17 protein-coding genes are annotated in these 18,357 nt (G+C 71.1%); 11 read left to right on the top strand and 6 right to left on the bottom strand.

The window, feature by feature from the left end:
• Positions 1–26 precede the first annotated feature (26 nt).
• Positions 27–1,259, top strand: a complete 1,233-nt coding sequence (locus E6R60_RS23180) for an amidohydrolase family protein (protein WP_136328541.1) — start codon at positions 27–29, stop codon at positions 1,257–1,259.
• 187 nt (positions 1,260–1,446) lie between these two features.
• On the opposite strand, the gene E6R60_RS23175 is transcribed toward E6R60_RS23180, so the two are convergent.
• Both E6R60_RS23175 and E6R60_RS23170 read right to left on the bottom strand, forming a co-directional pair.
• Positions 1,447–2,274 carry a MerR family transcriptional regulator gene (locus tag E6R60_RS23175; RefSeq protein ID WP_136328540.1) on the bottom strand — a complete coding sequence of 276 codons (828 nt, stop codon included), beginning with the start codon at positions 2,272–2,274 and terminating at the stop codon, positions 1,447–1,449.
• A 348-nt stretch (positions 2,275–2,622) separates the two neighbouring features.
• A complete protein-coding gene (locus E6R60_RS23170; protein WP_003967102.1) occupies positions 2,623–2,826 on the bottom strand; it encodes a cold-shock protein in 204 nt (67 codons plus the stop codon).
• A gap of 350 nt (positions 2,827–3,176) precedes the next feature.
• Between E6R60_RS23170 and E6R60_RS23165 the strand changes: the two genes are divergently transcribed.
• From E6R60_RS23165 to E6R60_RS23150, 4 genes are all read left to right on the top strand, one after another.
• Positions 3,177–4,055 carry a menaquinone biosynthesis protein gene (locus E6R60_RS23165; RefSeq protein WP_136328539.1) on the top strand — a complete coding sequence of 293 codons (879 nt, stop codon included), beginning with the start codon at positions 3,177–3,179 and terminating at the stop codon, positions 4,053–4,055.
• 381 nt (positions 4,056–4,436) lie between these two features.
• Positions 4,437–6,218 (top strand): serine/threonine-protein kinase, encoded by a 1,782-nt coding sequence (locus E6R60_RS23160; protein WP_136328538.1) that lies wholly within the window; start codon positions 4,437–4,439, stop codon positions 6,216–6,218.
• A gap of 138 nt (positions 6,219–6,356) precedes the next feature.
• A complete protein-coding gene (mqnC, locus tag E6R60_RS23155; protein WP_136328537.1) occupies positions 6,357–7,556 on the top strand; it encodes a cyclic dehypoxanthinyl futalosine synthase in 1,200 nt (399 codons plus the stop codon).
• A gap of 11 nt (positions 7,557–7,567) precedes the next feature.
• A complete protein-coding gene (locus E6R60_RS23150) occupies positions 7,568–8,209 on the top strand; it encodes a hypothetical protein (RefSeq protein ID WP_136328536.1) in 642 nt (213 codons plus the stop codon).
• 149 nt (positions 8,210–8,358) lie between these two features.
• Here E6R60_RS23150 and E6R60_RS23145 read toward each other — a convergent pair whose 3' ends face one another.
• A complete protein-coding gene (locus tag E6R60_RS23145; protein ID WP_136328535.1) occupies positions 8,359–9,054 on the bottom strand; it encodes a DUF3152 domain-containing protein in 696 nt (231 codons plus the stop codon).
• A 361-nt stretch (positions 9,055–9,415) separates the two neighbouring features.
• Between E6R60_RS23145 and E6R60_RS23140 the strand changes: the two genes are divergently transcribed.
• A complete protein-coding gene (locus tag E6R60_RS23140; protein WP_136328534.1) occupies positions 9,416–10,108 on the top strand; it encodes a demethylmenaquinone methyltransferase in 693 nt (230 codons plus the stop codon).
• Between the two features lie 334 nt (positions 10,109–10,442).
• Here E6R60_RS23140 and E6R60_RS23135 read toward each other — a convergent pair whose 3' ends face one another.
• The gene (locus E6R60_RS23135; protein ID WP_136328533.1) at positions 10,443–10,967 is read right to left on the bottom strand and encodes a GNAT family N-acetyltransferase; all 525 of its coding nucleotides are present in this window, start codon (positions 10,965–10,967) and stop codon (positions 10,443–10,445) included.
• A gap of 97 nt (positions 10,968–11,064) precedes the next feature.
• On the opposite strand from E6R60_RS23135, the gene E6R60_RS23130 reads away from it, so the two are divergent.
• Positions 11,065–12,348, top strand: coding sequence for a geranylgeranyl reductase family protein (locus tag E6R60_RS23130; RefSeq protein ID WP_136328532.1), 1,284 nt, complete (start codon positions 11,065–11,067; stop codon positions 12,346–12,348).
• Here the strand turns inward: E6R60_RS23130 and E6R60_RS23125 are convergent.
• Positions 12,314–13,537, bottom strand: a complete 1,224-nt coding sequence (locus tag E6R60_RS23125; protein WP_136328531.1) for an MFS transporter — start codon at positions 13,535–13,537, stop codon at positions 12,314–12,316. The two genes, E6R60_RS23130 and E6R60_RS23125, sit on opposite strands and share 35 nt — an antisense overlap.
• Positions 13,538–13,743: 206 nt before the next feature.
• Positions 13,744–14,589, bottom strand: a complete 846-nt coding sequence (locus tag E6R60_RS23120; protein ID WP_136328530.1) for a C40 family peptidase — start codon at positions 14,587–14,589, stop codon at positions 13,744–13,746.
• A gap of 781 nt (positions 14,590–15,370) precedes the next feature.
• Here E6R60_RS23120 and E6R60_RS23115 point away from each other — a divergent pair.
• From E6R60_RS23115 to E6R60_RS23100, 4 genes are read left to right on the top strand one after another with little or no spacing between them, the layout of a single operon-like run.
• A complete protein-coding gene (locus E6R60_RS23115; protein WP_136328529.1) occupies positions 15,371–15,730 on the top strand; it encodes an NADH-quinone oxidoreductase subunit A in 360 nt (119 codons plus the stop codon).
• Between the two features lie 17 nt (positions 15,731–15,747).
• Positions 15,748–16,302, top strand: a complete 555-nt coding sequence (locus E6R60_RS23110) for an NADH-quinone oxidoreductase subunit B (RefSeq protein ID WP_073964532.1) — start codon at positions 15,748–15,750, stop codon at positions 16,300–16,302.
• The gene (locus tag E6R60_RS23105) at positions 16,299–17,006 is read left to right on the top strand and encodes an NADH-quinone oxidoreductase subunit C (RefSeq protein ID WP_136328528.1); all 708 of its coding nucleotides are present in this window, start codon (positions 16,299–16,301) and stop codon (positions 17,004–17,006) included. Before E6R60_RS23110 ends, E6R60_RS23105 begins: the two co-directional genes overlap by 4 nt.
• On the top strand, positions 17,006–18,328 hold the full coding sequence (locus E6R60_RS23100) for an NADH-quinone oxidoreductase subunit D (RefSeq protein WP_136328527.1): 1,323 nt from the start codon (positions 17,006–17,008) through the stop codon (positions 18,326–18,328). The genes E6R60_RS23105 and E6R60_RS23100 overlap by 1 nt, the downstream gene beginning before the upstream one ends.
• Positions 18,329–18,357: the final 29 nt, after the last annotated feature.

Raw genomic sequence — 18,357 nt, 5'->3', positions numbered from 1 at the left:
GTCAGATCGGCGCTACGGTGGTACACATGGAGACTTTTCCGAAGATCATCTCGGTGGACGACCACACGGTGGAGCCCGCTCATGTCTGGCGGGACCGGCTCCCGTCCAGGTACGCGGACTCCGGACCGCGCATCGTCCGGGCGCCGCTCAAGGAAATGACCTTCATGGGCGGCAAGTTCGCGCCCGTGATGGGCGCCAAGGGGGACGACGGGCCGATCGGTGACTGGTGGGTGTACGAGGACCTGCACCGCCCGCTCACCCGGCTCGACACCGCCGTCGGCTACGACCGGGACGAGATCAAGCTCGAAGTCATCACGTACGAGCAGATGCGCCCCGGCTCGTTCTCGGTGCCCGAGCGGCTCGCCGACATGGACGTCAACCACGTCCAGTCCGCCCTCTGCTTCCCGACGTTCCCGCGCTTCTGCGGCCAGACCTTCACCGAGGCGAAGGACCGGGAACTCGGACTGCTGTCCGTGCGCGCGTACAACGACTGGATGGTCGAGGAGTGGTGCGGGCCGGAGGCGCACGGCCGGCTCATCCCGCTCACCCTCGTCCCGCTCTGGGACGCGCGACTGGCCGCCGACGAGGTGCGGCGCAACGCCGCGCGCGGCGTGCGAGCCGTGGCGTTCTCCGAGATACCCCCGCACCTCGGACTGCCGTCGATCCACACGGACGACTGGGACCCGTTCCTCCGGGCCTGTGACGAGACGGGGACGGTGATCGCCATGCACATCGGCTCGTCCTCGAAGATGCCGTCCACCTCCGCCGACGCCCCGCCGGCCGTCGGCTCCACCATCACCTTCGCCAACTGCTGTTTCTCGATGGTCGACTGGCTGATGAGCGGCAAGTTCGAACGCTTCCCGAACCTGCGGATCATGTACGCGGAGGGCCAGATCGGCTGGATCCCGTACATCCTGGAGCGCGCCGACGTCGTCTGGGAGGAGAACCGCGCCTGGGGCGGGGTGGCCGACAAGGTCCACCGGCCGCCGTCGGAGCTGTTCGCCGAGCACGTCTACGGCTGCTTCTTCGACGACGCGTTCGGGCTGAAGAACCTGGACGCGATCGGGGTGGGGAACGTCCTGTACGAGACGGACTACCCGCACTCCGACTCGACCTGGCCCAGGTCCCGCGAGGTCGGCGAAGCCCAGATGGGTCACCTGGACGCCGGGGTCGTGGACCGCATCGTGCGCCGGAACGCGATCGATCTCCTCGGGCTCACGGCCGACGGACTGTGGGCGGGGGCCGGCGCGGGGGCGTGAACGGAGAGGGGGGCCGGGGGGCGGCCCGCGCACGGGCCGGGGGACGGTCCCGTCCACGGACACCCCGTGGCCCCGGACCGCCCCCGACCCCCGGACCACCCCCGGCCCCGTCCACGGACGCCCCCGGCCCCCTCCGCACTGTCAGGTGGCCCGTGCACGGGACCGCCCCCGGCCCCCTCCGCGGCCGTCAGGCCCTGCTGACCGGTTCCTGGAGCTCCGTCACCCACTTGTCCCGGTCCTCGGGGCACTCCAGGTTGATCTCGCGCGCATACCCCGTCGAGCGATAGCCGCTCGCGTCGATCCCCCGGGCCAGGGCCTGCGCCGTCGGCAGGATCCCGTCCATCGAGCCCCGGTGGACGATGGTCGCCGCCTCGAACGGGGGCAGCTCGACCACCGTGACCCCGGTGTCACCCACCGGCCCCACCGGGGCGGAGACCGTCACCCCGGCGTGGACGACGATCGCCCCGCCGCCCTCCGGGGCATCCTCATAGCGGGCGATGCCCGGGCCCGTGGGGCGTACCCCGGCCTCCTCGAGCAGCGGGAACAGCCGCTCGTACAGAGGGCTGATCACCGGCCCGATGTCCTCCGGTCCGTACCCCGCGGCCACCCCGGTCAGCTCCGCCACCCGTACCGCCGGAACGCTCTTGATCACGACATCGTCAACGGACATGCGTCCCTCGCTCTCGATCGACCGGAGCCTCGCCTCGACCTGGGCCAGCCGTGCGGCCGCCGCCGCCATCGCCGCCTCCAGCTCCGCCCGACGCAGCCGCAGCATTCCGCGCAGCTCCTCCGGACCCACCTCCTCGTCCAGGACGGCCCGCACCTGCTGGAGCGTGAAGCCGAGGTCCTTGAGGGCGATGATCCGGTTGAGCCGGGCGAGCTGGGCGGCGCCGTAGTAGCGGTAGCCGGTGGCCGGGTCGGTGCGGTCGGGGGGCAGCAGTCCGACCGCGTCGTAATGACGCAGCATGCGGGCCGACACCCGTCCGTACCTGGCGAAGTCTCCGATGGTGAACATGATGTCTCCGAGTGCACGGCCTGACACGGTGTGAAGGTCAAGCGCCGTCCCGAGCCCGAGCGCGTACGGAGGCACGGGCCATCTGTGGGCGCCCCGCACAGGCAGGAGCCCCGCTTCTCCGCCGGGGCGGAGGAGCGGGGCTCCTTGGGTACTGCTTACCGGCCGCGATCGGCCGACCCGGGCAACCCCGGGCCTCTCGTTCGGATCATGCCGGGCTCGCGTGCCCCGGGGCCGCACCTCGCCGCGTTGTCGTCGGTCGCCATGGCTCCGCCATGACTCCCTCCTCCGCCTTGCGATGCACGGCCCCGGACCCCGCTCCCTGATCCGGCCCGATCCGAACGAAAGACCCTAAGCCGGGGTGACGTTCTCAGCCTGCGGACCCTTGGGTCCCTGAGTGACGTCGAAGTTCACGACCTGGTTCTCCTCGAGGGAGCGGAACCCGGACGCGTTGATCGCGGAGTAGTGGACGAAGACATCCGGGCCGCCGCCGTCCTGGGCGATGAAGCCGAAGCCCTTTTCAGCGTTGAACCACTTGACGGTTCCGGTAGCCATAAGCCCTCCTTGGGCCAAAGGGTTGCCCTGCTCCAGAACCTGCAAAGAAGTCTGAAAACTACAAAAGCCTGCGGGTTACATGCTCCGCAGGCTCTGTACTGCAAGGGAAACCAAACTGCAACTTGGCGACGAGCCTAGCACGCAGCATGTGAGGAAGGGTAGAGGGAAAGATCACTCCACCGGATGTTTGACCCTCGTGCGCATGAATGCTCCGGAGCGTCCATCCGAGTGACTCCCAGCCCCTCCCGAGTGACCTTCGGCGGCCGTCCCGGGGGCCCGGACGAGGGGCCGGGGTGACGCCGCGCGCCCCCGGTGAGGCCGCCCGCCCGTCGCGGGTCTAGCCTCGCGATGTGGACAATTCAACCGTCTCAACCGTCGCAGGCGACAACCGTCGCAGCCGGCCGCGCGTCGGCCACATCCAGTTCCTCAACTGCCTTCCCCTGTACTGGGGGCTCGCACGGACCGGAACTCTGCTCGACCTGGAGCTCTCGAAGGACACCCCGGAGAAGCTCAGCGAGCAGCTGATCAGGGGCGATCTGGACATCGGCCCCGTCACCCTCGTGGAGTTCCTGCGCAACGCCGACGACCTGGTCGCCTTCCCCGACATCGCGGTCGGGTGCGACGGGCCCGTCATGTCGTGCGTGATCGTGTCGCAGCGCCCCCTGGAGGACCTCGACCGGGCCCGGGTGGCCCTCGGTTCGACCTCCCGCACCTCCGTCCGGCTGGCGCAGCTGCTGCTCTCCGAGCGGTTCGGGGTCACCCCCGACTACTACACCTGCCCGCCCGACCTCGGCCTGATGATGCAGGAGGCGGACGCCGCCGTCCTCATCGGTGACGCCGCGCTGCGCGCCAATCTGCACGACGCCCCCCGGCTCGGGCTCCAGGTCCACGACCTGGGCGCGATGTGGAAGGAGTGGACGGGGCTGCCGTTCGTCTTCGCCGTCTGGGCCGCGCGCAAGGACTACCTGGCGGCCGAGCCCCTCGCGGTGAAGAAGGTGCACGAGGCGTTCCTGGCCTCGCGGGACGTGTCGCTGGAGGAGGTCACCAAGGTCGCGGAGCAGGCCGCGCGCTGGGAGGCCTTCGACGCGGAGGTCCTGGAGCGCTACTTCACGACCCTCGACTTCCGCTTCGGACCCGCACAGCTGGCCGGGGTCACGGAGTTCGCCCGCCGGACCGGCCCCACCACGGGCTTCCCGGCCGACGTGAACGTCGAGCTGCTCGGCGGCTGACCCCTCCCGCTCTCCCGCCGGGCGCACTGCGGACCGTCCCGGCGGGAACCGCGGGAATGCACGGCCATTCCCGCCCTTCCCTTGTACGGAACCGGCGGAGAGGCGGCCCGCGCAGATGTGCGGATATCGATTCGGGTAAATACGCGCGGAATGGCCGAGGGGCGGGAGGGGCGGCGGAACGCCCACGGTCCCTCCTCCAATCGTTCCGCAATCGATCCGCTATCGCCCCGGGGAACGGCACATTCACGCCTTTTGTTGTGGCGAATGACGTCGTTCGTTCCCTTGGGGCCGAAATCGGCGGATGGTTTCCCCTGTGACCCGATGACCTTCGCCCCTAGGCTTCGGTCGGAGGTCCGGCCGGTCCACAAGGGGAGTCCGTATATGCAGCCGCTCGAAGCCGGCGAACCGCTGAGCATCGGTGCCTACCGGCTGCTCGGCCGCCTCGGGGCGGGCGGCATGGGCCGCGTGTACCTGGGGCGCAGCGCGGGCGGCCGGACCGTCGCGGTCAAGGTCGTCCACCCGCACTTCGCGCTGGACGAGCAGTTCCGGGCCCGGTTCCGGCGCGAGGTGGACGCGGCGCGGCGGATCGGCGGGCAGTGGACCGCCCCCGTCCTGGACGCCGACCCGGACGCCCCCGTGCCGTGGGTCGCCCACGGCTACGTGGCAGGGCCGCCGCTCTCGTCCGCGGTCACCGTCCACGGGCCCCTGCCGGAGCAGGCGGTACGCACCCTGGGCGCCGGGCTCGCCGAGGCGCTGGCCGCCGTCCACGGGCAGGGCCTGATCCACCGGGACGTGAAGCCGTCCAACGTGCTGCTCGCCCTCGACGGCCCCCGGCTGATCGACTTCGGTATCGCCCGGGCCATCGACGCCACCGCCTCGCTCACCTCCACGGGCGTTTCCGTCGGCTCACCCGGCTACATGGCGCCCGAGCAGATCCGCGGGCAGGACATCTCCGGTGCGGCCGACATCTTCTCGCTGGGCGCGGTGCTGGCCTACGCGGCTACCGGGTCCGCGCCCTTCCTCGGGGACTCCTCCGCCGTGCTCCTCTACAAGGTGGTGCACGAGGAACCCGAGCTGGGCGAGCTGGAGGGCGGGCTGCGCGACATCATCGCGTCCTGCCTCGCGAAGGACCCGTCCGGCCGGCCCACCCCCGACGAACTCGCCCGGCAGCTGGCGCCCGACGGGGCGTCGGCCGCGGTCGCGGTGGGGTGGCTGCCCGGTCCGCTGGTGCGCGAGGTCAGCGCTTCGGCGGTCGCCCTGCTGGACCTGGAACCGCAGGAGGCGCCGGGGCAGTCGGGGCCGGTGCCGTTCAGCAACGCCTCGTTCGGCGTGGGCGGGACGGGCGGCGAGGGCGGGGCAGGTGGGGGGTTCGGGGCGTTCGGCACGGGCGGTGCGAGCGGCGAGGGCGGGGCCCTCGGCGTCTTCGGACCGCCGGTCGAGCCGCCGCCGGCCATCGACCGGACCCCGCCGCCGCGGGGGCCTTACGGCAGTACGGACGGGGTGCCGGGGCAGCGCACCGCCGATCCCCGGTTCGGCCTCACCATGAGCGCCGGCTCGGGTCCGGGCGAGCAGCGGGGGCGCAGGCTCAGCTGCACCGTCGCCCTCGCGGTGGCCGGTGCGCTGGCCGCGGTCACCGTGGGCAGCGCGTTCCTCTTCGACCTGATGCCGGGCGGGGGCGACGCCGACAGCGCCGGGCAGGGAACGCCGGCCCCGTCGGCGTCGCCCCCGGGCGCCGGCTCGTCCGGCAGGCCGTCGGCGTCCGCCACCGGCTCGCCGGGCCGGATCACCGAGGTCCCCGCGGCCTTCGTCGGCACCTGGCGGGGGCCGCTCACCGAGAAGACGACCGGAGCTCCCCACGGCACGCTCACCGCGGTGTTCGAGAAGGGGAGGACGGGCGCGGAGGTCGTCCACATGACGACCACGATCACCGGGCTCGGCGTGGACCTCAGCTGCTACAGCGTCGCCACCCTCACCTCCGGCACGGACACAGAGCTGAAGCTGCGGGAACGCACCGATCCCGACCGGCCCAGCACGGCGGGCCTGTGCACCACCACGACCTCCGACGTCCACTTCACGCGCACCGGCGACGGCGCGCTGCGGTTCCGGTCCGACGAGCGCGGAGCCGGACTCCCGTACGGAACGCTGACCCGGTCCGGCGGCTGACCCGGACAGCCGCGCAACACCCGTACGGCACGCCCGTACAGCACCCCGGCCCGGTCCGCCCGCTGACCCGTGCGGGTGCTGGCGTACGCTGAACCGGTCCGTAGATCCGTTGAAAAACCGCCGAAAGGTGACAGCCCGGTGACCGAGAAGGCCGACCTCCAGCCCATCCTCGACCGAGCCGCCGAAGGCGGCCGGATCACTCCGGCGGAGGCCCTCGACCTCTACCGGTCGGCGCCCCTGCACGCCCTGGGCGCGGCCGCCGACGCCGCGCGCCGCCGCCGCTACGCGGGTACGGAGCACATCGCGACGTACATCATCGAGCGCAACATCAACTACACCAACGTGTGCGTCACCGCCTGCAAGTTCTGCGCGTTCTACGCCGCGCCCAAGGACACCGCCAAGGGCTGGTCCCGCGACCTCGACGACATCCTGCGCCGCTGCGCGGAGACGGTCGAACTCGGCGGCACGCAGATCATGTTCCAGGGCGGACACCACCCGGACTACGGCGTGGAGTACTACGAGGAGCACTTCTCCGCGATCAAGAAGGCGTTCCCGCAGCTCGTCATCCACTCGCTCGGCGCCTCCGAGATCGAGCACATGGCCCGGATCTCCAAGGTCTCCGCCGAGGAGGCCATCCAGCGGCTCCACGCCGCCGGTCTCGACTCCTTCGCCGGAGCCGGCGCCGAGCTGCTCCCGGCCCGGCCGCGCACCGCGATCGCCCCGCTCAAGGAGTCCGGCGAGCGCTGGCTGGAGATCATGGAGATCGCCCACGGCCTGGGTGTCGAGTCCACCTCCACCATGCTCATGGGCACCGGCGAGACGAACGCCGAGCGCATCGAGCACCTCAGCATGATCCGTGACGTGCAGGACCGCACCGGCGGCTTCCGCGCCTTCATCCCGTACACGTACCAGCCGGAGAACAACAAGCTGAAGGGCCAGACGCAGGCCACGCTCTTCGAGTACCTGCGGATGATCGCCATCGCCCGGCTCTTCCTGGACAACGTCGCCCACATCCAGGGCTCCTGGCTCACCACCGGCAAGGAGGTCGGCCAGCTGTCGCTGCACTACGGCGCGGACGACCTCGGCTCGATCATGCTGGAGGAGAACGTCGTCTCCTCCGCCGGCGCGAAGCACCGCTCCAACCGCCTGGAGATCATCGACCTGATCCGCAAGGCGGACCGTGTCCCGGCCCAGCGCGCCACCACGTACGAGCACCTCGTCGTGCACGACGACCCGGCGAACGACCCCGTCGACGAGCGCGTCGTCTCGCACATCTCGTCCACCGCGATCGAGGGCGGCACGGCCCACCCCGAGCTCAAGCTCCTCAACGCCAACTAGGGCCTTCCGCCTTGCTGACGATCCACGCCGCCGTCCTGCTCCTGCCGGGCGGCGGCCGTGCACCCGTGCCCGACGGGGCGGTGGCCGTGCGGGACGCGGTGACCGTCGCCTTCGGTCCGTACGCGGAACTGGCCGACACCCATCCCGCCGCCCGCGTCCGGCGATGGCCGGGCGTCCTGACCCCGGGGCTCTACCAGCGGGACGCGGTCCGGCTGCTGGAGGAGGCGTACTTCCCCGATCCGCGCGAAACCGACACCCTGGGCACGGCGCCGCTGACCGGCGAGGCGCTCGACGCGCTCGGTCCCGACGACACCTGGCGGGCCGGAAGCGTGCGGCGCGGACTGCACCGGATGCTCCGTCACGGGACGACCGCGGTGGCGGCGGACCCCACCGCGCCGCCCGCCCTGATCACGGCCATGCGCCGGTCCGGGCTGCTGGTCGTTCCCGGGCCCGCGCGCGCCGGTGAGCCGGTGCTCGATCCGCTGGCCGGGGCCGCCGCGGTGGACACCGCGATCGCCGCGCCGCTCACGGCCGGGGGACGGGCCGATCTCGCCGCCTTCGACGCGGCGGACGAGGGCGCGCTGCTCGCGGCGGGCGGGGCGTGCTGCGTGGCGACGGTGGCGGCGGGGCGACTGGTGTACCGGGGCCGGTAGGGGCCGTGCCCGTACGCCCCGGTGCGGAGGGGGCGACGGGCCGCCTCAGGCCGCACGGCCGAAGGCCGTCTGGCGGGGCGTCAGGCAGCACCTGGCCGTGGTCCCGGGGCAGGGAACGGAGGGAGCGCCGGGCAGCGTCCGGCCGGGTCTCACGGGACCGAGGGGCCGCCGAGGTACCGCCCCTTGGCGTCGTAGGGCCAGGCGTTGGAGACGCACCCCTTGAGGCCGTATATCTGCTGCATCATCGCGGGGGCGGGGCGCCCCTTGCCGGGGCAGGTCTCGTGGCCGTGGCCGAGCCAGTGGCCGACCTCGTGGTTGACGATCAGGGCGCGGTAGTCGGCCAGCGGGCCGTGGAACTCCGGCGACCCCCGCTGCCAGCGCTTCAGGTTGACCATGACGTCGGTGCCCACGCGGCAGTTGACCTCGCCGTGCGTGTCGAGGCCGCCCTTCCCGCAGATGCGGTCGGTGGTCTCGGGGGTGGCGATGCGGATGACCAGCCCCGCGGGGCCCTCGGCGACCTGGCGGAAGGAATGCTCGCCGTGGTGCGACCAGCCCCGGGGCGCGGCCAGGATGCGGGCGACCTCGGCGGCGGCCCGGTCGGCGTCCAGACCGGAGCCGTTCTCCACCTCGACCCGGTAGGCGTCGCCCTTGCCGGTTTCCGAGACGCCCTTGCGGGCGACCGTGAAGGTGCCGGTCGCGTTGGACGCCTTCGCGTCGTGGTCACCGGTCCACCGGATGCCCACGACGGCCGCCGCGAGCAGCACCACCGGCACGACGGCCTTGACGAACAGCCGGTTCCGGCCGCGTTCCCGCTGCCCGCTCCGGCGCACATCCTTTGCGGACATTCGGCGCTCCTCCCCAGTCTCCGGCGTGTTCCACTCCCGCTGTAAGGACCGCTGCCGGGACCCATTGGTTCAGTCCACAAGCAAAACGGGCGGCATCCGCTCGTGGGGGCGGTGCGTCACGGGACCGAAGGGCCGCCGAGGTAGTGCCCCATGGCGTCGTAGGGCCAGGCGTCGCAGAGGCACCCGACGGGCCGGAAAGGTTGAAGCCGGTCCGCGATCGGTCTCCGGTGCGGGGACGGGAAGGCGTGGCGGGCGTCCGCCTCCGGCCCGGCCGGGGCGCCGCGCCGCTGACCGGCGGCCGGGGGTTCCGTCACAGCGGGGCCGCCCCGGGGCGGCGCGGCCGGGCTGCTTGAATGGGTGGGTGACCCGAGCCTCCCTGGACAAGCAGCCGCACGAAGTCGCCTCGATGTTCGACGACGTGGCGGCGAACTACGACCTCACCAACGACGTGCTCTCGCTCGGCCAGGCCCGGCTGTGGCGCAAGGAGGTCGCCGCCGCGGTGCACGCCCGGCCCGCGGAGAAGGTCCTCGACCTGGCCGCGGGGACGGCGACGTCCTCGCTGCCGTTCGCCGCGACCGGGGCGTACGTGGTGCCCTGCGACTTCTCCATCGGCATGCTGCGCGAGGGCAAGAAGCGCAACTCCTGGCTGCCGTTCACCGCGGGCGACGCCACGAAGCTGCCGTTCCGGGACGAGACGTTCGACGCGGTCACCATCTCCTTCGGGCTGCGCAACGTCCAGGACACGGACGCCGCCCTGCGCGAGCTGTACCGGGTGACCAAGCCGGGCGGCCGGGTCGTCATCTGCGAGTTCTCCCAGCCGGTCTGGGCGCCGTTCCGGACCGTGTACACCGAGTACCTGATGCGGGCGCTGCCGCCGGTCGCGCGCGCGGTGTCGTCCAACCCCGACGCGTACGTCTACCTCGCCGAGTCGATCCGCGCCTGGCCCGACCAGGCCGGGCTCGCGGCGAAGCTCCAGCGGGCCGGCTGGTCGAAGGTCGCCTGGCGCAACCTCACGGGCGGCGTGGTCGCGCTGCACCGGGGTGTACGCGACTGAGACCGGGCTGCTCGTCCACGGCGGGATCGCCCGGCCGGTGACATCCGGTGCGCTCCCGGAGGTGCAGCCGTTCGGTCTGCCGGGGGCCGGCGGCGCGGTGTTGCGTTGCGCCCCGCCGCGACCGACGGGGGCGGCTCCTCGCGCGCGTACAGCGGCACCGGGGCCCTACGCGGCAAACGCCCCCCCATGCCCCGGCAGCCGGCGCCGGGCCGGCTGCCGCCCCCGCACCGGCGTAGACACCCGCCGTGACAACGGTGCGCCGGGAACCGGAGGATTCGGGGCTGGCCCTGATGAACCGCTGACGCCGGCCACGCCCCGCGTCACCCCCGGGCCGTCACCGGTTCAGCTCCAGCCGGAAACACCACGCCTCCTGGCCCGCCCGCGGCGTCGTGAAGCTCTCCGCCCGGTCCATCCCGAGGCGGCCGGCCACGGCGATCGACCGTTCGTTGCGCGCGTCGATCGTCGCGACCACCCGCTCCACACCCGCCGCACGCAGTCGCTCCAGCGTGAGGCGCGCCGCCGCGGTCGCGTAGCCGCGGCCCCAGGCCCGCCGGGCCAGCCGCCAGCCGATCTCGGTCTCGCCCACGGGCCCGTACGCGTCGTGCGGCCACGGCTGCGCCCCCGTGAAGCCGAGCACCTCGCCGTCGCCGTCGAGCACGGTCCACAGGCAGTAGCCGAGTTCCGCGTCGTGCCGGCGCTGGCGGGCGGTCCACTCCTCGTACATCGACAACTCGTCGGACGTACCGCCGAAGAACTCCATCACCTCCGGGTCGTCGAAGACGCGGTGCCAGGCCACGGCGTCCTCGTCGGTGGGGACGCGCAGCTGTACGACGGGGAGTGCGGGAGGTGCGAGCGACATCGGGGAGCCCTTCGGACGGTTGATCAGCAGGCCCCCATAGACTGCACGGGACATGTGCCGCGCGGCACGCGATTTCGAGTCTTCGGGAGATCCGACCGTGACCGAGCCCCTCTCCGAACACAGCGCGGACGTGATCGTCGTGGGAGCGGGCCCAGCCGGCTCCACCACCGCTTACTACCTCGCCAAGGCCGGACTCGACGTCCTCCTCCTGGAGAAGACCGCCTTCCCGCGCGAGAAGGTCTGCGGCGACGGCCTCACGCCGCGCGCCACCAAGCAGCTCGTCTCCATGGGCATCGACATCTCCGAAGAAGCGGGCTGGCTGCGCAACAAGGGCCTGCGCATCATCGGCGGCGGCGTCCGGCTCCAGCTGGACTGGCCGGATCTCGCCTCGTACCCGGACTACGGACTGGTCCGCAAGCGCGACGACTTCGACGAGCAGCTGGCCCGCCAGGCGCAGAAGGCCGGCGCGCGGCTGTACGAGCGCTGCAACGTCGGTGCGCCCGTCAAGGACGAGCGCACGGGCCGCATCACCGGCGTGCACGCGAAGCTCGGCGAGGAGAAGACCCCGGTCACCTTCCACGCCCCCCTCGTCGTCGCCGCCGACGGCAACTCGACCCGGCTGTCCGTCGCGATGGGCCTGCACCGCCGCGAGGACCGCCCGATGGGTGTCGCGGTCCGTACGTACTTCACCTCGCCCCGCCACGACGACGACTACCTCGAGTCCTGGCTGGAGCTCTGGGACCGGCGCGGGGCCGAGGAGCGGCTGCTGCCCGGTTACGGCTGGATCTTCGGCATGGGCGACGGCACGTCCAACGTCGGTCTGGGCATCCTCAACTCCTCCTCCGCCTTCAAGGAGCTGGACTGGCGCGAGGTCCTCAAGGCGTGGTGCGCCTCCATGCCGGAGGACTGGGGCTACACCCCCGACAACATGACGATGCCGATCCGCGGCGCCGCACTGCCGATGGCCTTCAACCGCCAGCCGCACTACACCAAGGGCCTGCTGCTCGTCGGTGACGCGGGCGGCATGGTCAACCCGTTCAACGGCGAAGGCATCGCGTACGCCATGGAGTCGGGCCAGATCGCCGCGGACGTCATCGTCCAGGCGCACGCCCGCGCGACCCCGGCCCAGCGCGAACTGGCGCTGAACAACTACCCGAAGGTGCTCAAGGAGACCTACGGCGGCTACTACACGATGGGCCGCGCCTTCGTGAAGCTGATCGGCAACCCGCGGGTCATGAAGATCGCGGCCCAGCGCGGCCTCACGCACCCCCTGCTGATGAAGTTCACGCTGAAGATGCTCGCCAACCTCACCGACCCGACGGGCGGCGACGCGATGGACCGCATCATCAACGGCCTGACGAAGGTCGCGCCCCGGGCGTAGACCGCGCCCGTACGAAGTGGATCCGGGCGGCGAGCGACACCAGACCCGCGGTCGCGGCGCCGAGCGCCATGACCGCGGGGAGGGTGGCGTGGTCGACCACGAAACCGCCCGCCAGCGCGCCGATGGCGATCGTCGCCTGGAAGGACGCGGTGAACAGGACCGAGGCCGCCTCGGGCGTACGGGTCGCCGCACGGGCGAACCAGTTCTGCGAGCAGACCGGCACCGCGCCGTAGCCGAGGCCCCAGAGGACGAGGAGCGCCAGCGCGCCCGCCTCGGACCGGCCGAGGAAGGGCAGGAGCGCCGTGGCGAGCGCGATCAGCGCGGCGGCCGCCCCGAACGTGGCGTGCGGGCGGCGCGTCACGAGGGCGCCCCCGAGGAAGTTGCCGGCCACGCCCGCGCACCCGTAGACGAGCAGGAAGCCGGTGACCGTCCCCGGGCCGGCGTGGGTGACCTCCCGCAGGAACGGCGTGACGTAGGTGTACGTACCGAAATGCGCCAGTACGACGAGGAACGTCGTCAGCAGCGCGAACCCGGTGCCCGGCTCCCGCAGCAGGTCGCGGAGCACGGCGGGGCGGGTGACCTGTTCCGGCGGCAGGGCGGGCAGGGTCAGGAGCAGCAGGGCCAGCACGCCCGCCGACAGCAGACCCATCGTGACGAACGCGGTGCGCCAGCCGGCCAGATCGCCGATGAGGGTGCCGGCGGGGACGCCGAGCACGGAACCGAGGGGCACGGCGGCGAAGACGACCGCGGTCGCACGCCCGGCGGACCGGGCGGGGACCAGGCGGGCGGCCAGACCGACGCCGACCGACCAGAAACCGCCGATGGTGACGCCGACCAGGACCCGGGCGAGCAGCACCACCCAGTAGGCCGTCGCGGCGGCGGTGAGGAAGTCGGCCACCGCCAGCAGCAGGACGAAGGCGCCGAGCATCAGCCGCCGGTCGGCGCGGGCCGTCGCGAGGGTCACCACCGGGGCGGCGACGGCCGCGAGGAGGCCCGGCATCGTCATCATCAGGCCCGCCGTGCCGTCCGCGACGGCGAAGTCGGCCCCGATCGGCGTCAGCAGACCGATCGGCAGGATCTCCGTGGTGACGACGGCGAAGATGCCCAGCGTCACGGAGAGCACGGCCAGGCGGCCGCGTAAGGGCGTGCGGGAGGGGATGTCGTCGCGGGGGGTGGCCGTCGTGGACATGGTGGGCCGTCCTGTGCTCGGTGACGCGGGGGCTGTTCGCCCCAGTTCACAAGCGCAGGCGGACGGAGTCCGGCGGGTTCGCGACGTCACCCGCCGGCGCCGGGGGTGACGTCGGGAAGCCGCCGGGAACGGCGAAGGGCCGTCGCTCCCGAGCGGGGGAGCGACGGCCCTTCACCGTGCGCCGAGGCGCTTGTGAATCCGTGAACTCAGAGGACGCGGACCGCGCCCGACGGCGGGTCGTAGTCCAGGGACTTCTGCACCACACCGGTGGAGGAGTTCTGTGCCCCGACGAACTGGCCGCCGCCCACGTAGATCCCGACGTGGTACGCGCTGCCCGCGCCGCCCCAGTACAGGATGTCGCCCGGCTGGAGGTTGCTCAGGGAGACCTGGGTGCCCGCGGTCGACTGGCTCTGCGAGACGCGGGGCAGGTCGATGTTCACCGAGCGGAACGCGGCCTGGACGAGGCCGGAGCAGTCCCAGGAGTTGGGGCCGGTGCCGCCGGACACGTACGCGTCGCCGATCTGCGCCTGCGCGAACGCGACGACGGCGGCCGCGGAGCCCGTGGCGGTGGAGGTGTACGACGGCGTCGCGGACGACGAGGAGCCCGACGAGGACGAGCCGGTGGAGGCGCTCAGCGTCGTGCGCGCGGCGGCGCGGGAGGCGCGCTCGGCGGCTTCCGCCTTGGCCTCGGCCTCGGCCTTCGCCTTGGCTTCGGCCTTCTTCTTGGCCTCGGCCTTGCGGACAGCCTCGGCCTTGGCCTTCTTGGCGTCCTTGGCGGCGGCGGTGGCCGCTGCCTCCTCGTGGGCCTGCGTCTCCAGGTCCAGGGCGACCTGCTGCGTGGCCTCCGCGGACGCCGCGACGGCGGGGGAGAGCCCGGCCGTGATGGTGGGCATCTCGATGGTCTGGGTCACCGGCTCGGCCTGGGCCGGGCCTGCAGCGCCTGCGACGGCGATGGTGCTGAGGACGCCACCGGCAACTCCGGCCCGCAGCGCCGTCTTCGAGGCGTTTCGGCGGGGCTTCCGGTGGCTGGGTATGAGAGCGGTGTGGGACATGGGTACTAGCGCTATCAGGGCCTCAGGGGTCCCATCAAGAAACGTGTGTTGCGACACAGTTACGTCCGGAATCTGTGAATCCGCTTTCTGGGGCCCTTTATTGACGCCGTAACGGACAAAACGGGCATACGTGATTGCGGCCGTGATCACGGGTTATCGGTAATACGCCCGAATTGCCCGCCGCTTACCATCCGTTCACACCGTTGGCCAAGCCCGCTTCTCTGGAGACCCCGGTCGGGTGACGCAGGTCACAGTGTGGTCTCCGGGTGAAGGGCATACGAGGGCCTCGCGCGCGAAGGGTCGTGCGGACGGGGAACGGGCCGCCCATGGTGAGCCATTCGCCCGATAGAGGATCGATGTCGGCATGCGTCCACTTCGTTCCGCGTGAACCCCCGCGCGAGTGACCCCCTCCTCGCCCGGAGGGGGACAGATCCCTTTATCACCGGATCGCGTCCATCGCCAATTTGGCTTCATGCGCCACTGCTTGATAGTGCGCCACCCTTTTGACCAGCGGTAACGGCAGGAGATGTCACGTCTCGTGATCACTCGGCCGCTTCGTGTACGAAGATCACCGCTCATCCGACTTCATGATCGTTCGTCAGGTGGTGGAGATCACAAAGACGTTGTCGTACCCCGTGTCACAGATCACAGGGTGGCAGGCATAGGATGCGGGGCAGTCGGGCTTGTGAACTGCCTCACATATGCACGATCTTGGTGAGGTGGCGAGCAAGGTCGCCCGATGCGGTCCAACGGTCAAGGACGACTGGAAGGAGCGAGGAGCGTGAATGCCTACGCGCCCATCCTCGTGCTCGGCGCCCTCGGGGCAGGGTTTGCGATCTTCTCCGTGGTCAGTGCCACGCTTATCGGCCCCAAGCGGTACAACCGGGCGAAGCTCGAAGCGTACGAGTGCGGTATCGAACCCACCCCGACTCCAGCCGGAGGCGGCCGTTTTCCCATCAAGTACTACCTGACGGCGATGCTCTTCATCGTCTTCGACATCGAGATCGTCTTCCTCTATCCCTGGGCCGTCACCTTCGACGCCCTCGGGATCTTCGGGCTCGTCGAGATGCTGATCTTCGTGCTCACCGTCTTCGTCGCCTACGCGTATGTGTGGCGTCGCGGCGGCCTGGAATGGGACTGAGGGGCTGAGGGGCACATATGGGACTCGAAGAGAAGCTGCCCAGCGGCTTCGTGCTGACCACCGTGGAGCAGGCCGCCGGCTGGGTACGGAAGTCCTCCGTCTTCCCGGCCACCTTCGGCCTCGCCTGCTGCGCCATCGAGATGATGACGACCGGGGCCGGGCGCTACGACCTGGCCCGGTTCGGCATGGAGGTCTTCCGCGGATCGCCGCGGCAGGCGGACCTGATGATCGTGGCGGGACGGGTCAGCCAGAAGATGGCGCCCGTCCTGCGGCAGGTCTACGACCAGATGCCGAACCCCAAGTGGGTCATCTCCATGGGCGTTTGCGCGTCATCCGGCGGAATGTTCAACAATTACGCCATTGTTCAAGGTGTTGATCATATTGTCCCGGTTGATATCTATTTGCCGGGCTGCCCGCCGCGGCCCGAGATGCTGATGGACGCGATCCTCAAGCTGCACCAGAAGATCCAGGGCTCCAAGCTCGGAGTCAACGCCGAGGAGGCCGCCCGCGAGGCGGAGGAAGCGGCGCTGAACGCACTGCCCCTGATCGAGATGAAGGGGCTGCTCCGGTGAGCGAGAACGACAACGGCAACGTCCCCGCCCCGCGCGACGAGCACGGCGAGGTCATCGGCGTACGCAAGGGCATGTTCGGCGCCGAGAACGGCGGCGACACCTCGGGCTACGGCGGGCTCGTCCGCACCATCGCCCTGCCGGGCGCCACCTCGCGCCCGTACGGCGGCTGGTTCGACGAGGTGGCCGACGAACTCGAAGGGGCCCTGGAGGAACAGGGCCTGCTCCCCGAGAACGCCATCGAGAAGACGGTCGTCGACCGCGACGAGCTCACCTTCCACATCGCCCGCGAGCACCTGCCCGCCGTCGCCCGGACCCTGCGCGACGACCCGGCCCTGCGCTTCGAGCTCTGTACCGGGGTGAGCGGCGTCCACTTCCCCGGTGACAAGGGACGCGAGCTGCACGCCGTCTACCACCTGCGCTCGATCACCCACGGCCGGCTCATCCGGCTGGAGGTGTCCGCGCCGGACGACGACCGGCACATCCCGTCGCTCGTCCCGGTCTACCCGACCAACGACTGGCACGAGCGCGAGACGTACGACTTCTTCGGGCTCGTCTTCGACGGGCACCCCGCCCTCACCCGGATCATGATGCCGGACGACTGGCAGGGCTTCCCGCAGCGCAAGGACTATCCGCTCGGCGGCATCGCCGTCGAGTACAAGGGCGCCCAGATCCCGGCTCCGGACCAGCGGAGGTCGTACTCCTGATGACCACTCCCCATGCAACGCCCAGGGCCACGACCGAGGGGACTGTATATACAGTCACCGGCGGCGACTGGGACGAGGTCGTCGAGTCGGCGGTCAAGTCCGACGACGAGCGCATCATCGTCAACATGGGTCCCCAGCACCCGTCCACGCACGGAGTGCTCCGGCTGATCCTGGAGATCGACGGCGAGACCGTCACCGAGGCCCGCTGCGGCATCGGCTACCTCCACACCGGCATCGAGAAGAACCTCGAATTCCGGAACTGGACGCAGGGCACCACCTTCGTCACGCGCATGGACTACCTGACGCCCTTCTTCAACGAGACGGCGTACTGCCTGGGTGTCGAGAAGCTCCTCGGCATCGAGGACCAGATCCCCGACCGGGCCACCGTCCTGCGCGTGCTCCTGATGGAGCTCAACCGGATCTCCTCGCACCTGGTGTGCATCGCCACCGGCGGCATGGAGCTCGGCGCCACCACGATCATGATCTACGGCTTCCGCGATCGTGAACTCGTTCTCGATCTCTTCGAGCTGATCACCGGCCTGCGGATGAACCACGCGTTCGTCCGCCCCGGGGGACTCGCCCAGGACCTGCCCCCGGGCGCGGTCGACCAGCTGCGCGAGTTCGTGAAGACCATGAAGAAGAACCTGCCGGAGTACGACAAACTCGCCACCGGCAACCCCATCTTCAAGGCCCGCATGCAGGACGTCGGCTACCTCGACCTCACCGGCTGCATGGCGCTCGGCGCCACCGGTCCCATCCTGCGCTCCGCCGGACTCCCGCACGACCTGCGCAAGAGCGATCCCTACTGCGGGTACGAGACGTACGAGTTCGACGTCCCCACCGCCGACAGCTGCGACTCCTACGGCCGCTTCCTCATCCGCCTGGAGGAGATGCGCCAGTCGCTGCGGATCATCGAGCAGTGCATCGACCGGCTCGCACCGGGCCCGGTCATGGTCGCCGACAAGAAGATCGCCTGGCCCGCGCAGCTCGCGCTCGGACCGGACGGACTCGGCAACTCGCTCGACCACATCAAGAAGATCATGGGCACCTCCATGGAGGCCCTGATCCACCACTTCAAGCTGGTGACCGAGGGCTTCCGGGTCCCGGCCGGACAGGCGTACACCGCCGTCGAGTCGCCCAAGGGCGAACTCGGCGTGCACGTCGTCTCCGACGGGGGCACCCGCCCCTACCGGGTCCACTTCCGCGACCCCTCCTTCACCAACCTCCAGGCCATGGCGGCGATGTGCGAGGGCGGCCAGGTCGCCGACGTCATCGTCGCCGTCGCGTCCATCGACCCCGTGATGGGAGGCGTCGACCGGTGACCGAAGCACGCAGCGAAGTCAGTCTGGGG

Source organism: Streptomyces sp. A0642, from assembly GCF_004795105.1.
In the GTDB taxonomy this organism is placed as follows: domain Bacteria; phylum Actinomycetota; class Actinomycetes; order Streptomycetales; family Streptomycetaceae; genus Streptomyces.
The sequence above is the reverse complement of the archived record's forward strand: the minus strand, read 5'-3'. Positions and strand labels throughout refer to the sequence as shown.